We start from the raw sequence: 18,750 nt of genomic DNA, 5'->3' as shown, positions 1-18,750 counted from the left end.
ACATTCGTGGTACTGGCATTTAGCCGGCCCCACTGTCCACGCTGTCTCATAGCCAAATGGACGGCGAAATCACATCACGCGCCGGAACGTCGAGCGCACCATATCCCGGTCGCCGCAATCGAAATGCCACCACTCGGTGCGTATCCCCAGGAACCCGGCCCCGAACATGGCCGCGCGCAGCAGCCGGCGGTTCGCCACCTGCTGCTCGCTCAACTTGCCCGCAGCGAGAAACCCTTCTTCCAGCGCCGGATGCGACAAGTCCGTCATGTCGTCGAAGCCGGTGCCCATGTCGAGCTCGCGGCCCTGCGGGTCGAGGATGGTGAGGTCGAGCGCCATGCCGTACGAGTGGATCGAGCCGCGCGCCGGGTCGGCCAGGTACATCTGCAGGCCGGTGCCGGCCAGCGCGTCCCACAGCTGCTGCTGCACGCGCTGCGGGCGCAGGGCGTCGAGCACCAGGGCCGTGTGGCCAGGGGCGTGTTCGGCCAGCCAGGCCACGGCCCGTTCCAGCGCGGCGGCGGCGTCGCGGTGCAGCCAGGCGCAGTCGTAGGGCGAGTACAAATCGCGGCCGACGAAGTTGTTGGCGCTGGCGTAGCGCAGGTCGACCCCGATACCCGCAATCGACGACAAGTGCCGGAATTCAGGGCTGGCGGCGATGTCTTCGCTGGCAAGCATTGCGCCGGGAACGAGACTCATGCACTTCCCCGTGCGAGACAGGCGCGCGCGGTGGCGGCGATGCAGTTGGCCAGTTCGCGCGCGCCGTGCGACAGCGGGGCGTGGCTGGCCGAGAGCAGATACATCTGCACCGGCATCGCCGGCGCCCACTGGCGGCGCTGCACCTTGCCGGGCGCGGCCGAGGCTGCCGTGAACGGGTCCAGCACGGCGGTGCCGGCGCCGGCTTCGACCAGCGAACGCGCGATCTGGTAGGTCTGGACCACGGTGCGGAAAATCGGCTGCACGCCCTGGGCTTCGCAGGCGGCCACCACGATTTCGCCGAGCGGGTCGTTGTCGGCCAGGCCGATCAGTTCGCCGGTCAAGCCTTCGGCGCCGATCGGCTGGGCGCATTCGGCCTCGGTCCAGGTGCCGGCCGGCGCCATCACGGTCAGCATGCCTTGCGCAATCGGTTCGGCGACGATGCCGGGGTGGCGCGGGTCCTGCAGCGACAGGGCGAGGTCGGCTTCGCCCAGGCGCAGGGCGTTCACGATTTCGCTGGTGTGGTAGGTGGCCAGTTCGCAGCGGGTCTCGGCGAAGTCGCGGCGCCACAGGGTCATGGCTTCGGGCAGCACGCTGATGGCGAGCGTGGGCGTGGACACCAGGCGTACGGTCTCGAGCGCGCGGCCCTTCAGGCTGGCGGCGAGGCGGCGGATGCCTTGCAGGTCGCGGTTCAGCTTTTCGGTTTCGGCGAACAGGCGGTGCGCTTCCGGCTTCGGATACAGCTTGCCGCGCACGCGCTCGAACAGCGGCATGCCCAGCTGCAGTTCGGCGTGCTGCAGCACTTTTGTCACCGCCGGCTGGGAGATGTGGAGAACCTGGGCGGCACCGCTGATGGTGCCGACCTGCATGATGGCGTGGAAAACTTCGATGTGGCGCAGGCGCATTGCTTCAATCCTTCAGTGGGACGCCCGCGCCAGGCGCGGGTCGGTCGAAGGATACAGGTTAAAAGTGGGCACGGCGATGCTTACTGTTGGGTTGGTGCAACTGGCTGCACGGGTTGCACCGGCTGTACAGGCTGTACGGGCTGTACGGGCTGCATTGGTTGCACCGGCTGCACAGGCGGCACCGCCGGCGCCGGCGGCACAGCCTGGACCGGCGGCACGCCCGGCACCGGAACCGGCGCTCCCGGCACGGCAGGCGAGGTGGGCAACTGCGGCAACTGCGGCGCAGGCGGCACCGGCGGCAGCGGCGCATTCGCCGGCGTGGTCAGCACTTCCAGCATGGCCGCGGTTTGTGCATCCGGTTCGCCGGCAATGTTCGACGGACGGTATTTCATCTGGAAGGCGCCGATCACGGTGCGGGTCTGCTGGTCGAGCACGCCGGTCTGGGCCAGGGCGAAGCCGTGGGCGGCGAGTTTCTTCTGGAACCAGGCGGCGTCCGGCACCTGGATGTCGAACACCTGGCGCACGGCGGCCACGCGGTTCGCATCCGGCCACACCACCAGGCCGGCCTGGGCCAGCTGATGCCACGGGAACAGCGGACCCGGGTCCTGCTTGCGCAGCGGCGCGATGTCGCTGTGGCCGAGCACGTTTTCCGGCGCAATCTTGTGGCGCGCGATGATGTCCTTAATCAGCGGCACCAGCACGTCGATCTGCGACTGCGGGAAGGGTGCGAACACGCGGCCCTGCGGCGTGTCCTTCCAGCCGGCGTTCACGATCTCGATGCCGATCGAGCTGCTGTTCAGCTGGGTGTAGCCCTTCCAGCTCGAGATGCCAGCGTGGTAGGCGGCGCGGGTCTCGTCGACCAGGCCGTAGATCGTCGGCTGCGGATCGTCGGTCACGAGGTAGTGGGCGCTGACCTGCTGCTGGGTCAGGATCTTGATCGAGGCCGGCTTGTCGGACACGGTGTAGTGCAGCACCAGGAAGCGCACGCGGCTGGCCTGGCCGGTGGCGTTCAGGCTTTTATCGATGCGCGGGCCGGGGGTGGTACAACCGGCCAGCAGGGCAATCATGAAGGCAGCAAGGATTTTTTTCATTGGTAGGTTCGGATAGTCAGGATCAGTAATCGGAGTCAACGGGCAGCGGCCGCCAAACGGGCGGCAGCATGGTGGGCGCGCGTGGTGCTATGCGTCAGGATAGTGCCGGGCGGCAGACTGGCGCGCATGCTTGCCGCGATCGCAGGGTGCAGCCCGGCGGCGCGTCCGCCCAGCGCCACCGGACGCGGCCCGAAACGCGCGATCAAGGCCTGCGCCAGGCGCGCCAGTTCGCGGCCGGCGTTGTCCAGGATCTGCGCGGCGGCCGGGTCCTGTTCGGCGCTGGCGGCAACGGCCAGCGCCAGCTTGCCCACGGTCCCGCGGTCCTGGCCATAGATGAACTGGCGCGAAAACGCCCAGTCCGCGCCGCCGACGTGGGCGAACACGGCGTGCGCCATGGGCGAGGACTCCCAGCGCCCCGGGCATTCGTCCTCGTTGCGCCAGATGTGGCGCAGGGCTTCGCGCGCGATCCAGAAGCCGCCGCCGCCATCGTCGAGCACCACGCCGCGTCCGCCGGCGCGGTGGAAGGCGCCGCCGGCGTCGATGAAGGCGCCGATCGAACCGGTGCCGGCGTACACCAGGTAGCCTTCGCCGGGCGCGAAGCTGGCGCGGTAGGCGATGTCGATGTCGTTGCAGAGGGTGATGGCGCCGGGGGCGATGCCGAGCAGGCCGGCCAGCCATTGCTGGAGTTGCCCGCCATCGCCGCCGAAGCCGGTGAGGCCGGCATGCACCTGCTGCGGCTGCGCCACGTTCAGTACCTGCCGCGCCAGTTCGACGAAGGTAGCGTGGACGGCGTTGCGGCCATCGTTGCTGGCCATTTGCAGGGCGGACAGGCCGGGCACGGCGCCTTCGGCCAGCAGGCTGCCGTCGGCCGTGCACAGGGCCCACCGTGTTTCGGTGCCGCCGGCATCGATACCGAGGCCGATGATTGAATGAGTCGACATAGTTGTTGAAGTTGTAGGGTGGGCACCTGTGCCCACGCGGTCTCACCGGTTGATCAACGGCGCAATGTGCCAAGGTTCGTTAACGCGTGGGCACGGAGCGCCCGCCCTACGATTGCCAGCGTTAGCTGAACGCGTGGACGGCAAATCTGCCTTCCGTGGCCCGGTCCACCCTACGAATTTACTTGCTCCACACCCGAATACGGTCGCTCTCGTTCCCAAGGCGATCCACGGCACTCACGAACACGGCATCCGCCGCTCCCAGCCGCCCATCGTCATTCAGCGTCCAGTCCACCTTCGAGGCCGGCACCACGTGGAACTTCCACTCGTTCCCGTGCCGCTCCCACACCGTGTACAGCGCATTCGCCTTGCCGGCCGTGAACTTCAGGGCCATGCCACGGGCCAGGCGCGTCGCCTTCACCGTCGGCAATCCCGGCTTGGCGCTGCCCAGCCAGGGCGTGGCCGGCACCAGCGCCGGACTCGCATACGACTGGGTGCGCAACTGGTCCGCGATGCCCTTGCGGTTCTGCATCAGCGCAACCATGCTGAAGTGCACGTGGCCGCCGGCCTGCGGACGCGAACGGGTAACGCCGATCTGGTCCAGGATCTCTTGCGGCTGGTAATCCTTGGTCGGCGCGCCGATCCGGCTGGTGAACAGGCCCGGCCAGATGTGGCGGCCCATGGTGTTCTGGCCGATCCAGTAATCGAGCAGCACGTCATACGACTGCGCCTTCTGCGCACGGGCCCAGTACAGCTGGGGCGTGAAGTAATCCAGCCAGCCTTTCTGCAGCCAGAGTTCGGCATCCGCATACAGCTTGTCGTACTGCGAGAAGCCGGCAATGCCCGGCGGGCGGCGGTCCGGGCGGCCGAGACCGAACGGGCTGATGCCGAAGCGCACCCAGCTCTTTTCGCGGTGGATGCCCTTGTACATGTCCTCGATCAGGTGGTCGACGTTCTGGCGGCGCCAGGAGGCGCGGTCGAGCCTGCCGCCGCCGGCCAGGTAGCGGTCCCAGGCCGGCGTGTCCGGGAAGTCGAGCTCGGCCTTGGTGGCGGGCTTGCCGTCCAGCGCCGCCTGGTTGCCGGCCACGGCCGGGGTCGCCTCGATCGGGTAAGGGTAGAAGTAATCGTCGAGGTGCACGCCGTCGATGTCGTAGCGGCGCACCACGTCGAGGATCACGTCCAGGGTCTGCTTCGATGCCGACTCCTCGCCCGGGTCCATCCACATGAACTTGCCGTAGCGCTTCACCGCGGCCGGATTGGTGCGCGTGATGTGGTTGCTGGCCGCCGGCGAACGGGCGCCGTCGTGGCGGGCGCGGTAGGGGTTGAACCAGGCGTGCAGCTCCAGGCCGCGCGCATGCGCTTCGGTGACCCAAAACTTCAGCGGGTCGTACCAGGGCTGGGGCGGCTTGCCCTGCGCGCCGGTCAGGTATTCCGACCACGGTTCGATGGTCGATGCGTAGATGGCGTCGGCCGACGGACGCACCTGCAGCACGATGGCGTTCATGTTCATCAGCTTGGCGCGGTCGAGGATGGCGATCGCTTCGGCCTGCTGCTGGGCCGCGTTCAGGTTCTGCTTGCTCGGCCAGTCGATGTTGGCCACCGTCGAGACCCAGGCGGCGCGGAATTCGCGCGGCGCGGCCGGCGGCGTATCGCTGCTGCCGATGATGCTGCCGTCCGGCAGGGTGGCGTGTTGGGTGGTCGGCGTCGAGCAGGCGCCCAGGAAGCCGCCCATGGCCAATGCGCCCACCATGCCGGCCAGCGTCAACGCGCGTCGTTTCTTATCAGCTTGCACTACCAGTCCCCTTTATTCTTTCCAGTGTTTCGAGTTCTATACTTTGACAAACCACTTCCGGCGCCACATGACCCAGGCCACCGCGAACATGCAGGCGTTGAACAGCAGCGCATGCAGCAGCGAGCTGTTCACCGCTCCGATCGGCAAGCCGCGCAGCGGCGCATACAGAGCCCGGCCGAGCGACACCGCGCCGCCATCGGCCGCCGTCAGCTTGATGAAGCCGAGCATCTTGGCCAGCAGGCCGGACAAGGCGAAAATGAACAGCGCATTCATGCCGTAGATCTTGAACGGCCTGGCCCAGCGCGCCGCCGCCTCGCGCAGTGCGCGGTAGGGGTTGGCGTCGAGCAGCCAGAAGAAGGCGCAGAATAGTAACAAAGCCCAGCCCGTCATCAGGAAACAGTAGGACGGCGTCCACAGGCTTTTGTTGATCGGCATGAGGATGGCGTCGAGCACCACGCCCAGCCACACGAACAGCAGACCGGCCAGCAGCATCCAGACGATTTGCTCGGTGCGGTCGAGCTTCGTCAGCAGGAAGCGCCCGGCCAGCACGCCGAACAGCTGGCTGCACAGGGCGGGCAGGGTGCTGAACAAGCCTTCCGGGTCCCAGGTTTTGGATTGCACCCACATGTGGCCGTCGAGCAGCATGCGGTCGACGTAAGCGCCGAAGTCCTGGCCCGGTTCCAGCACGCCGGCACCGATGCCGGGCACGGGATAGAACAGCATCAGCGCGCTGTACAGGGTCAGCAGGAAAGCGATGATGGCCAGCTGCATGCGCCAGCCGCAATACACCACGATGGGCGCGGCCAGCAGGGTGCACAGCGCGATGCGCTGCAGCACGCCGGGGATGCGCACGGTATCGAGATCGAAGCGGGGAATGAAGTTCAGCAGGAAGCCGATCAGGAAGATCAGGCAGGCGCGCCTGGCGAGCTTCAGCAGCAGTTGCGGCTTGTCGGCGCCAGCGGCGGCCAGGCGGCCCAGCGACAGGGCCATGGCCACGCCGCCGATGAACAGGAAGAAGGGGAAGATGGTGTCGGTGAAGGTCCAGCCGTGCCACTTGGCGTGTGCCAGCTGGGAGTACAAGTTGCCCCAGTCGCCGGGATTGTTCACCAGCACCATGGCGGCGATGGTGAAGCCACGGAAGGCGTCGAGCGCATCGAGGCGGCCAGGCGTCATGTCACCCTGGCCGCTCATGGAGTCGACGCTTTCGTTATCACTTCTTGCCGAACTCCGGATCGATTTTCACCAATGCCGCCATGATGAAAGCCGGGATCGTGGCCAAACAGGTCCAGATGAAGAAGTTTTTATACCCCAGGAATTCCTGCAGGGCGCCGCTCCACATGCCCGGCACCATCATGCCCAGCGCCATGAAGCCGGTGCAGATCGCGTAGTGCGCCGTCTTGTGCTCGCCCTCGGCCACCATGATCATGTACAGCATCATGGCCGTGAAGCCGAAGCCGTAGCCGAACTGCTCCACGGCCAGGAAGGCCGAGATCAGGTAGAAGTTGGTCGGCTGCGCCTGCGACAGATACACGAACACCAGGTCGGGCAAGTGCACCGCAAACACCATCAGCCACAGGCAACGCTTCAGGCCCAGGCGCGAGATGAGGTAGCCGCCGGCCAGTCCGCCGATGGTCAGGAAGATGATGCCGATGGTGCCGTAGGCGATGCCGTACTCGGCCGTCGTCAAGCCCAGCCCGCCCTGTTCGATCGGGTCTTTCAGGAAGGGCGCCACGAGTTTGAGCAATTGCGACTCGCCCAGGCGGAAGGTCAAAATAAAACCGAGGATCAGCCAGATATCGCGCTTGCCGAAGAAGGCGCCAAAGGTGCCGAAGAATTCGCGCAGAGGATTGGCGCCGCGCGCCACGGCGTGGTCTTCCTTCGGGCGCGGCAGCACCATCTGGTGCCAGGCAAAGGCCAGCGCAAAGAAGCCCGCCAGCACGAACAGCACGATCGACCAGGCCTGATGCGCATCGCCCAGCGACACCGCCAGGTAGCCGGCCAGCACCACCAGCGGGCCTTGCCCGGCCAGCGTCGCCAGGCGATAGAAGGTGCTGCGCACGCCAACAAACGCGGCCTGATCCTTCTGGCGCAGGCCCAGCATGTAGAAGCCGTCGGCGGAAATGTCGTGGGTGGCCGAGCTGAAAGCCATCAGCCACATCACGGCCAGGCTGACGCTGAAGAACGCCGGCAAATGCAGCACCGCACCCACCGCCACCAGCGAGGCGGCAATCACCAGTTGCAGGCATACCGTCCAGCCGCGCTTGGTGCCGAACATGTCGACCACGGGCGACCACAGCGGCTTGATGACCCAGGGCAGGTAGAGCAGGCTGGTGTAGAAGGCGATGTCGGTGTTCGAGATCCCCATGTCCTTGTACATGATGACCGACAAATACATCGCCACCACGTAGGGAATAGCCTGGGCAAAATACAGCGAGGGCACCCACAGCCACGGACTTTTCGCTTGCGAAGTTTGCATAACTCTTTCGTGATCGGGTGAAGAGAACCGCTGTGCCCGGCAACGCTCGCGCCGGCCTGCTCTTACCCGGCCAGGGCTTGCCGCACGCTGCCGCGCGCCGCGTCCAGGGCGGCGCGTGCTTCCTCGACACCAGTTTGTTTGGACAAGGCCACGATGGCGGTCTTGACGTGGAAATCGCACTGTTCCAGCACGGCGCGCGCGGCCTCTTCATCGGCGCCGGTGGCGAACGAGGTCAGGCGGATGGCGCGGCGTACCAGCTTGGCGTTGGTAGCCTTCAAGTCTACCATCAGGTTCCCGTAAACCTTGTTCAAACGCACCATCAAGGCACTCGAAAAACTGTTCAGGGCAATCTTTTGCGAGGTGCCGGCTTTCAGGCGCGTGCTGCCGGAAATGATCTCGGCGCCGGTGTCGAGGGTGATGCCGATCTCGGCCTCGAGGGCAACCGGCGCATCGGTATTGTTGGCAAAGCCGATCGTCAGGGCCCCGGCCGCACGCGCGGCGCGCAGGGCGCCCAGCACGTAGGGCGTGGCGCCGGATGCGGCGATCAGGAGCACGACATCGTTCGCCATCACGTTCACCGACTGCAGATCGGCCGCGCCCTGGACGATATCGTCCTCGGCGCCTTCGACCGCCACGAACATGGCGTCGCTGCCGCCGGCCAACAGGGCCACGGCGCGGCCATGCGGCCAGGAGAAGGTGGGATACAGTTCCACGCTGTCGAGCAGGCCCAGGCGGCCTGAAGTACCGGCGCCCACATAGATCAGGCGTCCGCCCGCTTCCATGCGCGGCACGGCGGCGGTGACGGCGGCGGCCAGGCGCGGCGCGGCGGCACGCACCGCGTTCACCGCGTTCAGCTGGTCATCGACCAGCGCATTCACCAGCTCCGTGGTCGGATACTGGTCGAGCTGGGCATGGTCCAGGGCGGGTGTTTCGGTCTTGAGCATGGTCGCGGCCGTTTGGCGGGATTGTCGATAAAACCAGTGTAATACCAATTACGGACGCCCTCCCATGAAAGGAAAGGCCGTCATCATTCCGAAAAGTTATGCGGCCATCAATTGGGCGCGCGCCGCAGTTCGGCCACGAAATCGTAATAATCGCTGCGGCAATACGAATGGGTCAGCTCGACGGCGACGCCCGATTCCAGGTAGCCGACGCGGGTAATGAACAGCACCGCCTGGCCCTCCGGCACGCCCAGGCGCTCGGCCAGTTCCTTCGGCGCATTCATGGCGCGGATGTGCTGCAAGGCGCGTACCGGCACCTGGCCGCCGCGCTCGAGGTGGGCGTACAGCGAGTGCGACACTTCCTGCGGCTGCGGCAGCACCGAGGCCGGGATCACGCTGGTTTCGTAGGCCATCACCACCTCGTCGGCCAGGCGCAGGCGCTCCAGGCGCGCCACGCGGGCGCCCGGCGACAGGCCCAGGGCCAGCTGCTCGTCGGCGTCGGCCGCCACCACCTCGCGCTTCAGCCAGTGCGAGTTCGGCGTGTAGCCGCGCTGCTGCAATTGCTCGGAGAAACTGGACAGGTTCGACAGCGGCTGCTCGATGCGCGGCGCGATATAGTTGCCCGAGCCGCGGCGGCGCACCACCAGGCCCTGCTCGACCAATTGGTCGATGGCCTTGCGCGCGGTCACGCGCGAGACGTCGAGCGTTTCCGACAGGGTGCGCTCCGACGGCAGGGCCTGGTCGGCCTGGTAGCGGCCTTCGCGCACGTCCTGCATGAGCTTGCGCGCCAGCTGCATGTACAGGGGAGAATTGTCGTTCAGGTCGATCCTGAAGTCGTTGAAAGGCTGGTTCATGCGTTCAAGTGTAAGCCAGCGCCGCGCTCGCAGCGGCGAAATTTGTCGAGTTGTGCGCAAGCGCCATAGCGAAAACTTATGATGCAGCCACGGCATTTCATTGGCGAGCGGGGCAATCGCTGCCTATGCTCGAACCACTACTTGGAAAGGACAGGCATGAACCAGGGCAGGCGAACGGTATTGGGATGGGCCTTGTTGGGCGCGCTCGAACCCGTGTGGGCGGCAGCGCCGGGCGGCGGCTCATCGCAAGCAGGGTTGGACCGGGCGCTGGCGGCCATCGCCGCGGACCCGGCCTGCGAGCTGGCCAGCCTGTCGGCGCTGGCGATCCGCGGCGGGGAGCTGGCGTACGAAGGCGCCTTTGGCCGGCGCAGGATCGGTAATGGCGCTATGGCGGACCTGCCGGCGACGCCGGATACCCTGTACCGCATCGCCTCGGTCTCGAAGCTGATGACCACGCTCGGCCTGATGCGGCTGGTGGAAGCAGGCAAGTTCGAGCTCGATGCCGACGTGTCCGCCTACCTCGGCTTCACGCTGCGCAATCCGCACTTCCCGGGGCGCGCCATCACCCTGCGCCACCTGCTGACGCACACTTCCTCGCTGCGCGACGAGGCCGGCTATTCCTTCCCGGCCGGCACCTCGCTGCGCAGCGTCCTGGTGCCAGGGGCACCCGCCACGTATGCGAAGCAGGCCGGCCCCGGCGACTGGTTCACCTATTGCAACCTCGGCTGGGGCCTCATCGGCACCATGATGGAGCGCGCCACGGGCGAACGCTTCGACCGCCTGATGCGGCGCCTGCTGCTCGGTCCGCTGGGCCTGGACGCCGGCTACAACCCGGCCGAGCTGCCGCCCGCGGCGCTGGCCAACCTTGCCACCCTGTACCGCAAGCGCACGATCGATACCGAAGTGTGGAATGCGGACGGCCCCTGGATCGCCCAGGCCGACGATGTGCGTCCGCCAGCGCCGCCGCCCGGCCTCGCCAACTATGTGACCGGCGAGAACGCCACGCCCTTCAGCCCGACCGGCGGCCTGCGCATCTCGGCGCGCGGCCTGGGCGTGGTCATGCGCATGCTGATGGACGGCGGCGTCCACGAACGTAAGCGCATCCTGCAAGCCGCGACGCTGGAACGCATTTTTGCGCGCCAATGGACCGCGAACGGCAGCAATGGCGACACCATGAACGGCTTCTTCAATGCCTGGGGCCTGGGCAATGCCCAGTTCCCGGACCAGCCGGGCATGCGCCTGGTGGAAGGCTTTGACGCCGTCGGCCACCTGGGCGACGCCTACGGCTTGCGCTCGGTATTCGCGTTCGACCGCAAGCGCCGCAATGGCCTGGTGGTGCTGGTGGGCGGCACCTCAAGCGACCCGGGTACGCGCAAGGGACGCTACTCGGCACTCGCCAGCTTCGAGGAGAACATTCTTACGAGCATGTTTCAGCATGCCGTCGCCAGCTGAGACAGGGAGCACATGCATCTTGCATGGGATGCATGACTGCCGGTTATGGCGTGGCTTGTCACTTTCATTGGCTTGGAACCGGGCCGAGCGCCTAAGCTCTTCCCTTATGTCAGCAAATAAAAGTGTGGCGGGATGCAACAAGTAATTGTCATCGGCGGCGGTGTCGTCGGCCTGACCTCGGCCTGGTGGCTGCTCGAGGCCGGCTACAAGGTGACCCTGGTCGACCGCGCGTCCGACGTGGCGAGCGGCGCCAGCCATGGCAATGGCGGCCAGCTGAGCTACCGTTACGTGTCGCCGCTGGCCGACGCCGGCGTGCCGCTGAAGGCTATCCAATGGCTGTTCCAGGAACACGGCCCGCTGCGCTTCAAGCCTGAGACCGTCCTGCGCCAATGGACCTGGCTGGCCAGTTTCCTCGGCCAGTGCACGGCCGCCGCGAACCGCCGCACCACCGCCAAGCTGCTGGAACTGGGCGAGCTGTCGCGCACCGGCATGCAGCAGCTCGGCGCCATCATTTCTCCCGACGAATTCGACTGGCGCGACGCCGGCAAGCTGGTGGTCTACCGCTCCTCGAAGATCTTCGAGCAGGCCGCCGGCAAGGCCACCGCCGGCGAGATCTGGACAGGCGCCGAATGCGCCGCGCGCGAACCCTCGCTGGCGGCGGCGCGCAGCCTGCTGGCCGGCGGCATCTACAACGCCGGCGAAGCGGTGGCCGACTGTTATGCCTTTTGCGTGGCCCTGGCCGAACGCGTACGCGCGCATCCGCGCTTCGCCGGCTTCGTCCATGCCGAGGTGCGCGGCCTGGCCGTTGCCGGCGGGCGCGTGACCGGCCTGGACACCAGCATCGGTGCGCTCGGCGCCGACGCCTATGTGCTGGCGGCCGGCATCCAGAGCCGCGCGCTGGCCGAGTACGCCGGCATCAGGCTGCCCCTGTATCCGCTCAAGGGCTATAGCCTGACCGCACCGATCCGCCCCACCGACACCGGCCCCCAGATCAGCGTGACCGATTTCGAACGCAAGGTGCTGTACGCGCGCATCGGCAACAAGCTGCGCGTGGCGGCGATGGTCGACATGGTCGGCGAAGACCTGACGCTGGACCCGAAACGCGTGGGCAGCCTGACGCGCCAGGTGCAAGAAACCATGCCGCACGCGGCCGACTACAGCCAGGTGACTGCCTGGGCCGGCTTGCGCCCGGCCACGCCGAACAGCGCGCCCATCGTCGGCGCCACGCCGTTGGCCAATTTATGGCTGAACGTCGGGCACGGGCCGCTCGGGTTTACCTTCGCGGCTGGCACTGCCCAACTGCTCACCAGCCTGATGCAGGGGAAGGCGCCGCCGTTCGCGCTGGAGATGCTGGCGCTGCGGCGCTGATTTTCCTGGGCTGCTCGGCAGTAGAATGTCCGGATCGCCAAGCCGAGCCGATCGCCCATGACCGAACCCGTTTTCTTTGCTACCCCCGCCGCATTTCGCGGCTGGCTGGAAATGCACGCCGATTCGGCGAGCGAACTGCTGGTCGGCTTCCACAAAGTCGGCAGCGGGCAGCCCAGCATGTCCTGGCCGGAGTCGGTCGACGAGGCGCTGTGCTTCGGCTGGATCGACGGCCAGCGCCGGCGCATCGACGATACGGCCTATTCGATCCGATTCACGCCGCGCAGGCCGGGCTCGATCTGGAGCGCGGTGAACATCGCGAAGATGGACGCATTGCGCGCCGCCGGCCGAATGCGGCCTGAAGGCGAGCGTGCCTTTGCACTGCGTACCGAAGCGAAGTCCGGCATCTATTCGCACGAGCAGGCGCAGGCGGCCGAACTGGCCGAATCCGAACTGCAGGCATTCCGGCGCGACGCCACGGCCTGGGCCTATTTCGAGAAGCTGCCGCCGGGCTACCGCAAAACGGTGCTGCACTGGATTACCACGGCGAAGAAGCCGGAAACCCGGGCGGCGCGCCTGGCGAAGCTGGTGCAGGCCTGCGCCGCCGGCGTGCGCCTGCCCTGAAGCTGCCCAGTCAGCCAGGATATCCGGCCAGGCATGTGCTGCCGCACCAACATTTGTTTGGGCCATAAACATTTGTTTGTAGGACAAACATTTGTTTGTCCGGTCATCGGCCCCGCAGCCACGCCGAGTGCGCCGCTCCATGGAAATCGCGGATAATCCGCGCATGTCTACTTCGAAAAAATCGCCTGGAACCTGCCCCTGCGGCGGTCCTTCGCTTGCCGCCTGCTGCGGCCCCTACATTGCTGGCGACAGCTTGCCGCCCACGGCCGAAGCCCTGATGCGCTCGCGCTACACCGCCTACACCCAGCGCAACGAGGATTACCTGCGCGCCACCTGGCACCCGAGCACCCGGCCGCAGGACGCCATTCTCGATAAAGACGAGCACCTGCGCTGGCTCGGCCTGGAGATAAAATCTGCTTTACGTTTACGTCAACGTAAAGCAGAATTACCGGGTCATCCAGATAGCAGTCCGGATCGTGATACGGTCGAATTCGTCGCCCGCTTCAAGGTGGGTGGCCGCGCACACCGGCTGCACGAAACCAGCCGCTTCCTGCGCGAGCCCGATCCGGCCATCGGCGGCACGCCGCGCTGGTTCTACCTGGACGGCACCTTTCCCGAATAATTAAGAGAGACGGCAATGCCCCATATCGAGAGCAAACTCAACCCGCGCGGTGACGACTTCAAGGCGAATGCCGCCGCCATGCAAACCATCGTCGACGACCTGCGTGCCAAGGTGGCGGCAATTGCCGAAGGCGGCGGCGAAGCGGCGCGCGCCAAGCACGTCGCACGCGGCAAACTGCTGCCGCGCGACCGCGTGCAGATGCTGCTCGATCCGGGCACGCCTTTCCTCGAGTTTTCCCAGCTGGCCGCCTACGAAATGTATGACGGCGCGGCGCCAGCGGCCGGCATCATCACCGGCATCGGCCGCGTCGCCGGCCAGGAAGTCGTGATCGTCTGTAACGACGCCACCGTCAAGGGCGGCACCTATTACCCGATGACGGTCAAAAAACACCTGCGCGCCCAGGAGATCGCCGAGCAAAACCAGCTGCCGTGCATCTACCTGGTCGACTCGGGCGGCGCCAATTTGCCGAACCAGGACGACGTCTTCCCCGACCGCGACCACTTCGGCCGCATCTTCTACAACCAGGCGAATTTGTCCGCGAAAGGCATTCCGCAGATCGCGGTCGTGATGGGTTCCTGCACCGCCGGCGGCGCCTACGTACCGGCCATGAGCGACGAATCCATCATCGTCAAGGAACAGGGCACCATCTTCCTGGGCGGCCCGCCGCTGGTGAAAGCGGCCACCGGCGAAGTGGTGAGCGCCGAAGACCTGGGCGGCGGCGACGTCCACACCCGCTTGTCGGGCGTGGTCGACCACCTGGCCCAGAACGATCTGCATGCGCTGTCGCTGGCGCGCACCATCGTCTCGAACCTGAACCGGGTGAAACCGGTGCAGGGCGCGACGCGCGAAGTCGTGGAGCCGAAGTACGCGCCGCAGGAACTGTACGGCGTGATTCCCGTGGACACCCGCAAGCCCTTCGACGTGCGCGAAGTGATCGCGCGCGTGGTCGACGGCAGCGAGTTCGACGAATTCAAGGCGCGCTACGGCACCACCCTGGTCTGCGGCTTCGCCCACATCTACGGGGTAAAAGTCGGCATCATCGCGAACAACGGCATTTTGTTCTCGGAGTCGGCGCTGAAGGGCACCCACTTCATCGAACTGTGCTGCCAGCGCAAGATTCCGCTGGTGTTCCTGCAAAACATCACCGGCTTCATGGTCGGCCGCAAGTACGAAAACGAAGGCATCGCGCGCAACGGCGCCAAGATGGTCACCGCTGTCGCCACCGCCTCGGTGCCAAAGTTCACGGTCATCATCGGCGGCAGTTTTGGGGCCGGTAACTACGGCATGTGCGGCCGCGCCTTCTCGCCGCGCTTCCTGTGGATGTGGCCGAACGCGCGCATTTCCGTGATGGGCGGCGACCAGGCAGCATCCGTACTCGCCACCGTCAAGCGCGACGGTATCGAAGCCAAGGGCGGCCAGTGGTCTACTGAGGAAGAAGCTAGCTTCAAGCAACCGATCAAGGACCAGTACGAGCACCAGGGCCACCCGTATTACGCGTCGGCGCGCCTGTGGGACGACGGCGTGATCGATCCGGCCGATACCCGCATGGTATTGGGCCTGGGCCTGTCGGCGGCATTGAACGCGCCGATCGAAGAAACGAAGTTCGGCGTCTTCCGCATGTAAAGGAACAAGAACATGGACTACCAAACCCTGAGCATCGCGATTGCCGACAAGGTCGCCACCGTCACCCTGAACCGCCCCGAGCTGCGCAATGCCTTCAACGAGCAAGCGATTGCCGAACTGGCGCTCGCCTTCGATGAACTCGGCCGCAACGAACTGGTGCGCGCCATCGTCCTGGCCGCGAACGGCCCGGCTTTCTGCGCCGGCGCGGACCTGAACTGGATGAAGAAGATGGCCGGCTACTCGCACAGCGAGAACGAGCTTGATGCGGCGCGCCTGGCCGACATGCTGCGCACGATTTACCTGTGCCCGAAGCCGACCGTGGCCAAGGTCCAGGGCGACTGCTACGCCGGCGGCATGGGCCTGGTTGCGGCCTGCGACATCGTGGTGGCTGCCGAAGGAGTAAACTTCTGCCTGTCCGAAGTGAAGCTGGGCCTGATCCCGGCGACGATTTCGCCCTACGTCATCAAGGCGATGGGCGAGCAGGCCGCGCGCCGTTACTTCATCACCGCCGAGCGTTTCGACGCCGCCGCGGCCGCACGCATGGGCTTTGCCCACGAAGTCGTGACTATGGAGGCGCTGGACACGACCGTGGCCGGCATCGTCAAGTCGCTGGTCTCGAACAGCCCGCACGCCGTGGTGGAAGCGAAGAAGCTGGTGCGCGAAGTCGTCGGCAAGCCGGCCGACGAGGCGATGGTGCTGGACACCGCCCAGCGCATCGCGGCCATCCGCGCTTCGGACGAGGGACGCGAAGGCGTTTCTTCCTTCCTGGAGAAGCGCAAGCCGTCATGGCTGAACTAGAGAAGTATTGGATTCATTTTGAAGCATCAAACATCGTCCGACTGGATCGCACGCAGCCTGCGCAGCGTGTGGCACCCCTGCACGCAAATGCAGCACCACGAGGAAGTGCCGCTGATCGCGGTCAGCCACGGCAAGGGTCCGTGGCTGTACGACCACGAGGGCAAACGCTACCTGGACGGCATCAGCTCCTGGTGGGTGAATTTGTTCGGGCACGCGAACCCGCGCATCAACGCGGCATTGAAAGACCAGCTCGATAAGCTCGAGCACGCGATGCTGGCCGGCTTCACCCACGAGCCGGTGATCGAACTGTCGGAACAACTGGCCGCGCTCACCGGCCACGCGCTCGGCCACGCCTTTTATGCGTCCGACGGCGCGTCGGCGGTCGAGATCGCGATGAAGATGAGTTTTCATACCTGGCGCAACGCCGGCTATCCGGCCAAGCAGGAATTCGTCTGCCTGCAGGGCAGCTACCACGGCGAGACCATCGGCGCCCTGTCCGTCACCGACGTCCCGCTGTTCAAGGATGCCTACGGCCCGCTACTGCGCGCTTCGCACGTGGTGGCCTCGCCCGATGCGCGCAATGCGACTGATGGTGAATCGTCGCAGGACGTAGCGCGCCGCGCGCTGAAGGACGTGGAAAAACTGTTCGAGGAACGCGGCGACAAGATCGCCGCCATCATCGTCGAGCCGCTGGTGCAATGCGCCACCGGCATGGCGATGTACGACCCGCTCTACCTGGAACTGCTGCGCGAGCTGTGCGACCGCCACCACGTGCACCTGATCGCCGACGAGATCGCGGTTGGCTGCGGCCGTACCGGCACCTTCTTCGCCTGCGAGCAGGCGGCGATCTGGCCGGACTTCCTGTGCCTGTCGAAAGGCATCAGCGGCGGCTACCTGCCGCTGTCGCTGGTGCTGTGCACCGACGAGATTTATCAAGCCTTCTACAGCGAAGACATCACACGCGGCTTCCTGCACTCGCACTCGTACACCGGCAACGCGCTGGCCTGCCGCGCCGCGCTGGCGACGCTGCAGATCTTCCAGGAAGATGACGTGTTGAACCGCAACCGCGAGCTGGCAACCAAGCTGACCGTGGCGCTGGCGCCACTGGCCGAGCACGAACGCGTGCGCCACTTCCGCCAGCGCGGCATGATCTTCGCGTTCGACGCCATCGAGCCGGATGCGGCGCGCGCCTCGACCTTCTCGCGCCGCTTCTTCACCGAGGCCACCGAAAAGGAACTGCTGCTGCGCCCGATCGGCCGTACCGTCTACATGATGCCGCCGTATGTCTTGAGCGACGAGGACATCGAGCTCCTTGCGATCCGCACGCAGAGCGTGTTCGAGTCGGTGATCGGGTCGTGAACATGGACCTGATCGACAAGGTCCAGGGCAAGCTGGCGGCGCTGGAAGCGCAGAGCCTGACGCGCCGGCGCCGTATCGCAGAATCCGCCTGCGCGCCGCAGCAGCTTGTCGATGGCCGTTCCATGCTGGCCTTTTGCAGCAACGACTACCTGGGACTGGCCGCGCATCCACGCGTGGTGGAAGCGCTACGCGAAGGCGCGAGCCTGTACGGCGCCGGCAGCGGCGCCTCGCACCTGATCAGCGGGCATAGCCGCGCGCATGCGCTGCTGGAAGAGCGCCTCGCCGCCTTCGTGGCGCCGAACCTGGTCGATGCACGCGCCCTGTATTTCAGCACCGGCTACATGGCCAATCTCGCCGTACTGACCGCGCTCGGCGCGGAACCGGACGCGATGATCTTCTCGGAAGCGCTGAACCACGCCTCGCTGATCGACGGCGCCCGCCTGGCACGCGCGAATGTGAGCGTCTATCCGCATGACGACGTGGCGGCACTGGCAACCCAGCTGGAAGCGAGCAGCGCATGTACTAGCACCTGCACGAAGATCGTCGTCACCGACAGCGTCTTCAGCATGGATGGCGACCTGGCGCCGCTGCCCGAACTCCTGGCCCTGTGCGAGCGCCACGGCGCCTGGCTGGTGGTCGACGATGCCCACGGCTTCGGCGCACTCGGCGCGCACGGCCGCGGTGCATTGGAACACTTCGCGCTGCGCTCGCCGAACCTGGTCTACGTCGGCACGCTGGGCAAGGCGGCCGGCGTCTCGGGCGCCTTCATCGCCGCGCATGCGAGCGTGATCGAACTGATGATCCAGCGCGCGCGGTCCTACATCTACACCACGGCCTCGCCGCCAGCCATCGCCCATGCACTGCTCACCAGCCTCGACATCATCGAAGGCGAGGAGGGTGCAAGCCTGCGTGCGCACCTGGCGGCGCTGATCGCGCAGCTGGACGACGAGCTGACGCTGACCCGCTGGCAGCGTCCGGTCTCGCACACGGCAATCCAGCCGATCGTGATCGGCGCGAATGACGAAGCCTTGCGCGTGGCGGCCAGCCTGCATGCGCAGGGCCTGTGGGTGCCGGCGATCCGTCCACCCACGGTGCCGGCGAACACGGCGCGCCTGCGCATCACGCTGTCTGCCGCGCATACTCCCGAACAGGTCACGCAACTGGCGCAGGCCATCAACCAACTGGAGGCGATGTGAGCCGCAACCTGAACGAACCGCAGG

The 18,750-nt window shown here is 66.3% G+C and carries 16 protein-coding genes and 1 pseudogene; 8 read left to right on the top strand and 9 right to left on the bottom strand.

The features are described from left to right. Positions 1 to 69 precede the first annotated feature (69 nt). From LK540_RS06960 to LK540_RS06920, 9 genes and pseudogenes are all read right to left on the bottom strand, one after another. Positions 70 to 693: a M15 family metallopeptidase gene (locus LK540_RS06960; protein ID WP_229436377.1), complete on the bottom strand. Its 624-nt coding sequence runs from the start codon at positions 691 to 693 to the stop codon at positions 70 to 72. Then, complete coding sequence (locus LK540_RS06955) at positions 690 to 1,595, bottom strand: LysR family transcriptional regulator (protein ID WP_229436375.1); 906 nt, start codon at positions 1,593 to 1,595, stop codon at positions 690 to 692. Before LK540_RS06955 ends, LK540_RS06960 begins: the two co-directional genes overlap by 4 nt. A 320-nt stretch (positions 1,596 to 1,915) precedes the next feature. Beyond that, positions 1,916 to 2,686: pseudogene (locus LK540_RS06950) on the bottom strand (N-acetylmuramoyl-L-alanine amidase); the annotation flags it as partial. A gap of 35 nt (positions 2,687 to 2,721) precedes the next feature. Beyond that, positions 2,722 to 3,627: an N-acetylglucosamine kinase gene (locus LK540_RS06945; RefSeq protein ID WP_229436371.1), complete on the bottom strand. Its 906-nt coding sequence runs from the start codon at positions 3,625 to 3,627 to the stop codon at positions 2,722 to 2,724. 178 nt (positions 3,628 to 3,805) lie between these two features. Continuing rightward, the gene (locus LK540_RS06940; protein WP_374041330.1) at positions 3,806 to 5,416 is read right to left on the bottom strand and encodes a glycoside hydrolase family 10 protein; all 1,611 of its coding nucleotides are present in this window, start codon (positions 5,414 to 5,416) and stop codon (positions 3,806 to 3,808) included. A 36-nt stretch (positions 5,417 to 5,452) separates the two neighbouring features. Next, positions 5,453 to 6,607: an acyltransferase family protein gene (locus LK540_RS06935; protein WP_229436369.1), complete on the bottom strand. Its 1,155-nt coding sequence runs from the start codon at positions 6,605 to 6,607 to the stop codon at positions 5,453 to 5,455. A gap of 19 nt (positions 6,608 to 6,626) precedes the next feature. Beyond that, positions 6,627 to 7,892 (bottom strand): MFS transporter, encoded by a 1,266-nt coding sequence (locus tag LK540_RS06930; protein ID WP_229436367.1) that lies wholly within the window; start codon positions 7,890 to 7,892, stop codon positions 6,627 to 6,629. 62 nt (positions 7,893 to 7,954) lie between these two features. Further along, complete coding sequence (locus tag LK540_RS06925) at positions 7,955 to 8,884, bottom strand: N-acetylmuramic acid 6-phosphate etherase (protein ID WP_267498694.1); 930 nt, start codon at positions 8,882 to 8,884, stop codon at positions 7,955 to 7,957. Between the two features lie 59 nt (positions 8,885 to 8,943). Next, positions 8,944 to 9,687 (bottom strand): GntR family transcriptional regulator, encoded by a 744-nt coding sequence (locus LK540_RS06920; protein ID WP_229436365.1) that lies wholly within the window; start codon positions 9,685 to 9,687, stop codon positions 8,944 to 8,946. Between the two features lie 156 nt (positions 9,688 to 9,843). Here LK540_RS06920 and LK540_RS06915 point away from each other — a divergent pair, with 156 nt between their 5' ends. The 8 genes from LK540_RS06915 (at position 9,844) to bioF (ending at position 18,726) form a co-directional block, all read left to right on the top strand. Beyond that, complete coding sequence (locus LK540_RS06915; RefSeq protein WP_229436364.1) at positions 9,844 to 11,139, top strand: serine hydrolase; 1,296 nt, start codon at positions 9,844 to 9,846, stop codon at positions 11,137 to 11,139. 132 nt (positions 11,140 to 11,271) lie between these two features. Then, positions 11,272 to 12,507, top strand: a complete 1,236-nt coding sequence (locus LK540_RS06910) for a D-amino acid dehydrogenase (RefSeq protein ID WP_229436363.1) — start codon at positions 11,272 to 11,274, stop codon at positions 12,505 to 12,507. Between the two features lie 57 nt (positions 12,508 to 12,564). Continuing rightward, positions 12,565 to 13,128: a YdeI family protein gene (locus LK540_RS06905; protein ID WP_229436362.1), complete on the top strand. Its 564-nt coding sequence runs from the start codon at positions 12,565 to 12,567 to the stop codon at positions 13,126 to 13,128. 139 nt (positions 13,129 to 13,267) lie between these two features. Next, a complete protein-coding gene (locus LK540_RS06900) occupies positions 13,268 to 13,750 on the top strand; it encodes a YchJ family protein (RefSeq protein ID WP_229436361.1) in 483 nt (160 codons plus the stop codon). Between the two features lie 15 nt (positions 13,751 to 13,765). Then, positions 13,766 to 15,373 (top strand): carboxyl transferase domain-containing protein, encoded by a 1,608-nt coding sequence (locus LK540_RS06895; protein WP_229436360.1) that lies wholly within the window; start codon positions 13,766 to 13,768, stop codon positions 15,371 to 15,373. A gap of 12 nt (positions 15,374 to 15,385) precedes the next feature. Continuing rightward, the gene (locus LK540_RS06890) at positions 15,386 to 16,171 is read left to right on the top strand and encodes an enoyl-CoA hydratase/isomerase family protein (RefSeq protein WP_229436358.1); all 786 of its coding nucleotides are present in this window, start codon (positions 15,386 to 15,388) and stop codon (positions 16,169 to 16,171) included. Between the two features lie 18 nt (positions 16,172 to 16,189). Next, entirely contained in the window at positions 16,190 to 17,530 is a 1,341-nt protein-coding gene (gene bioA, locus LK540_RS06885) for an adenosylmethionine--8-amino-7-oxononanoate transaminase (RefSeq protein WP_229436357.1), read from the top strand. 2 nt (positions 17,531 to 17,532) lie between these two features. After that, positions 17,533 to 18,726, top strand: a complete 1,194-nt coding sequence (gene bioF / locus LK540_RS06880) for an 8-amino-7-oxononanoate synthase (RefSeq protein ID WP_229436583.1) — start codon at positions 17,533 to 17,535, stop codon at positions 18,724 to 18,726. Positions 18,727 to 18,750 lie beyond the last annotated feature (24 nt).

Origin of the sequence: Massilia sp. IC2-278 (assembly GCF_020708045.1) — a bacterium.
GTDB lineage: Bacteria > Pseudomonadota > Gammaproteobacteria > Burkholderiales > Burkholderiaceae_D > Telluria.
The sequence above is the reverse complement of the archived record's forward strand: the minus strand, read 5'-3'. Positions and strand labels throughout refer to the sequence as shown.

Coding starts and splice junctions, on each gene's coding strand:
- LK540_RS06960 (WP_229436377.1), bottom strand. CDS start 693: ATGAGTCTCGTTCCCGGCGCAATGCTTGCCAGCGAAGACATCGCCGCC.
- LK540_RS06955 (WP_229436375.1), bottom strand. CDS start 1,595: ATGCGCCTGCGCCACATCGAAGTTTTCCACGCCATCATGCAGGTCGGC.
- LK540_RS06945 (WP_229436371.1), bottom strand. CDS start 3,627: ATGTCGACTCATTCAATCATCGGCCTCGGTATCGATGCCGGCGGCACC.
- LK540_RS06935 (WP_229436369.1), bottom strand. CDS start 6,607: ATGAGCGGCCAGGGTGACATGACGCCTGGCCGCCTCGATGCGCTCGAC.
- LK540_RS06930 (WP_229436367.1), bottom strand. CDS start 7,892: ATGCAAACTTCGCAAGCGAAAAGTCCGTGGCTGTGGGTGCCCTCGCTG.
- LK540_RS06920 (WP_229436365.1), bottom strand. CDS start 9,687: ATGAACCAGCCTTTCAACGACTTCAGGATCGACCTGAACGACAATTCT.
- LK540_RS06915 (WP_229436364.1), top strand. CDS start 9,844: ATGAACCAGGGCAGGCGAACGGTATTGGGATGGGCCTTGTTGGGCGCG.
- LK540_RS06910 (WP_229436363.1), top strand. CDS start 11,272: ATGCAACAAGTAATTGTCATCGGCGGCGGTGTCGTCGGCCTGACCTCG.
- LK540_RS06905 (WP_229436362.1), top strand. CDS start 12,565: ATGACCGAACCCGTTTTCTTTGCTACCCCCGCCGCATTTCGCGGCTGG.
- LK540_RS06900 (WP_229436361.1), top strand. CDS start 13,268: ATGGAAATCGCGGATAATCCGCGCATGTCTACTTCGAAAAAATCGCCT.
- LK540_RS06895 (WP_229436360.1), top strand. CDS start 13,766: ATGCCCCATATCGAGAGCAAACTCAACCCGCGCGGTGACGACTTCAAG.
- LK540_RS06890 (WP_229436358.1), top strand. CDS start 15,386: ATGGACTACCAAACCCTGAGCATCGCGATTGCCGACAAGGTCGCCACC.
- bioF (WP_229436583.1), top strand. CDS start 17,533: ATGGACCTGATCGACAAGGTCCAGGGCAAGCTGGCGGCGCTGGAAGCG.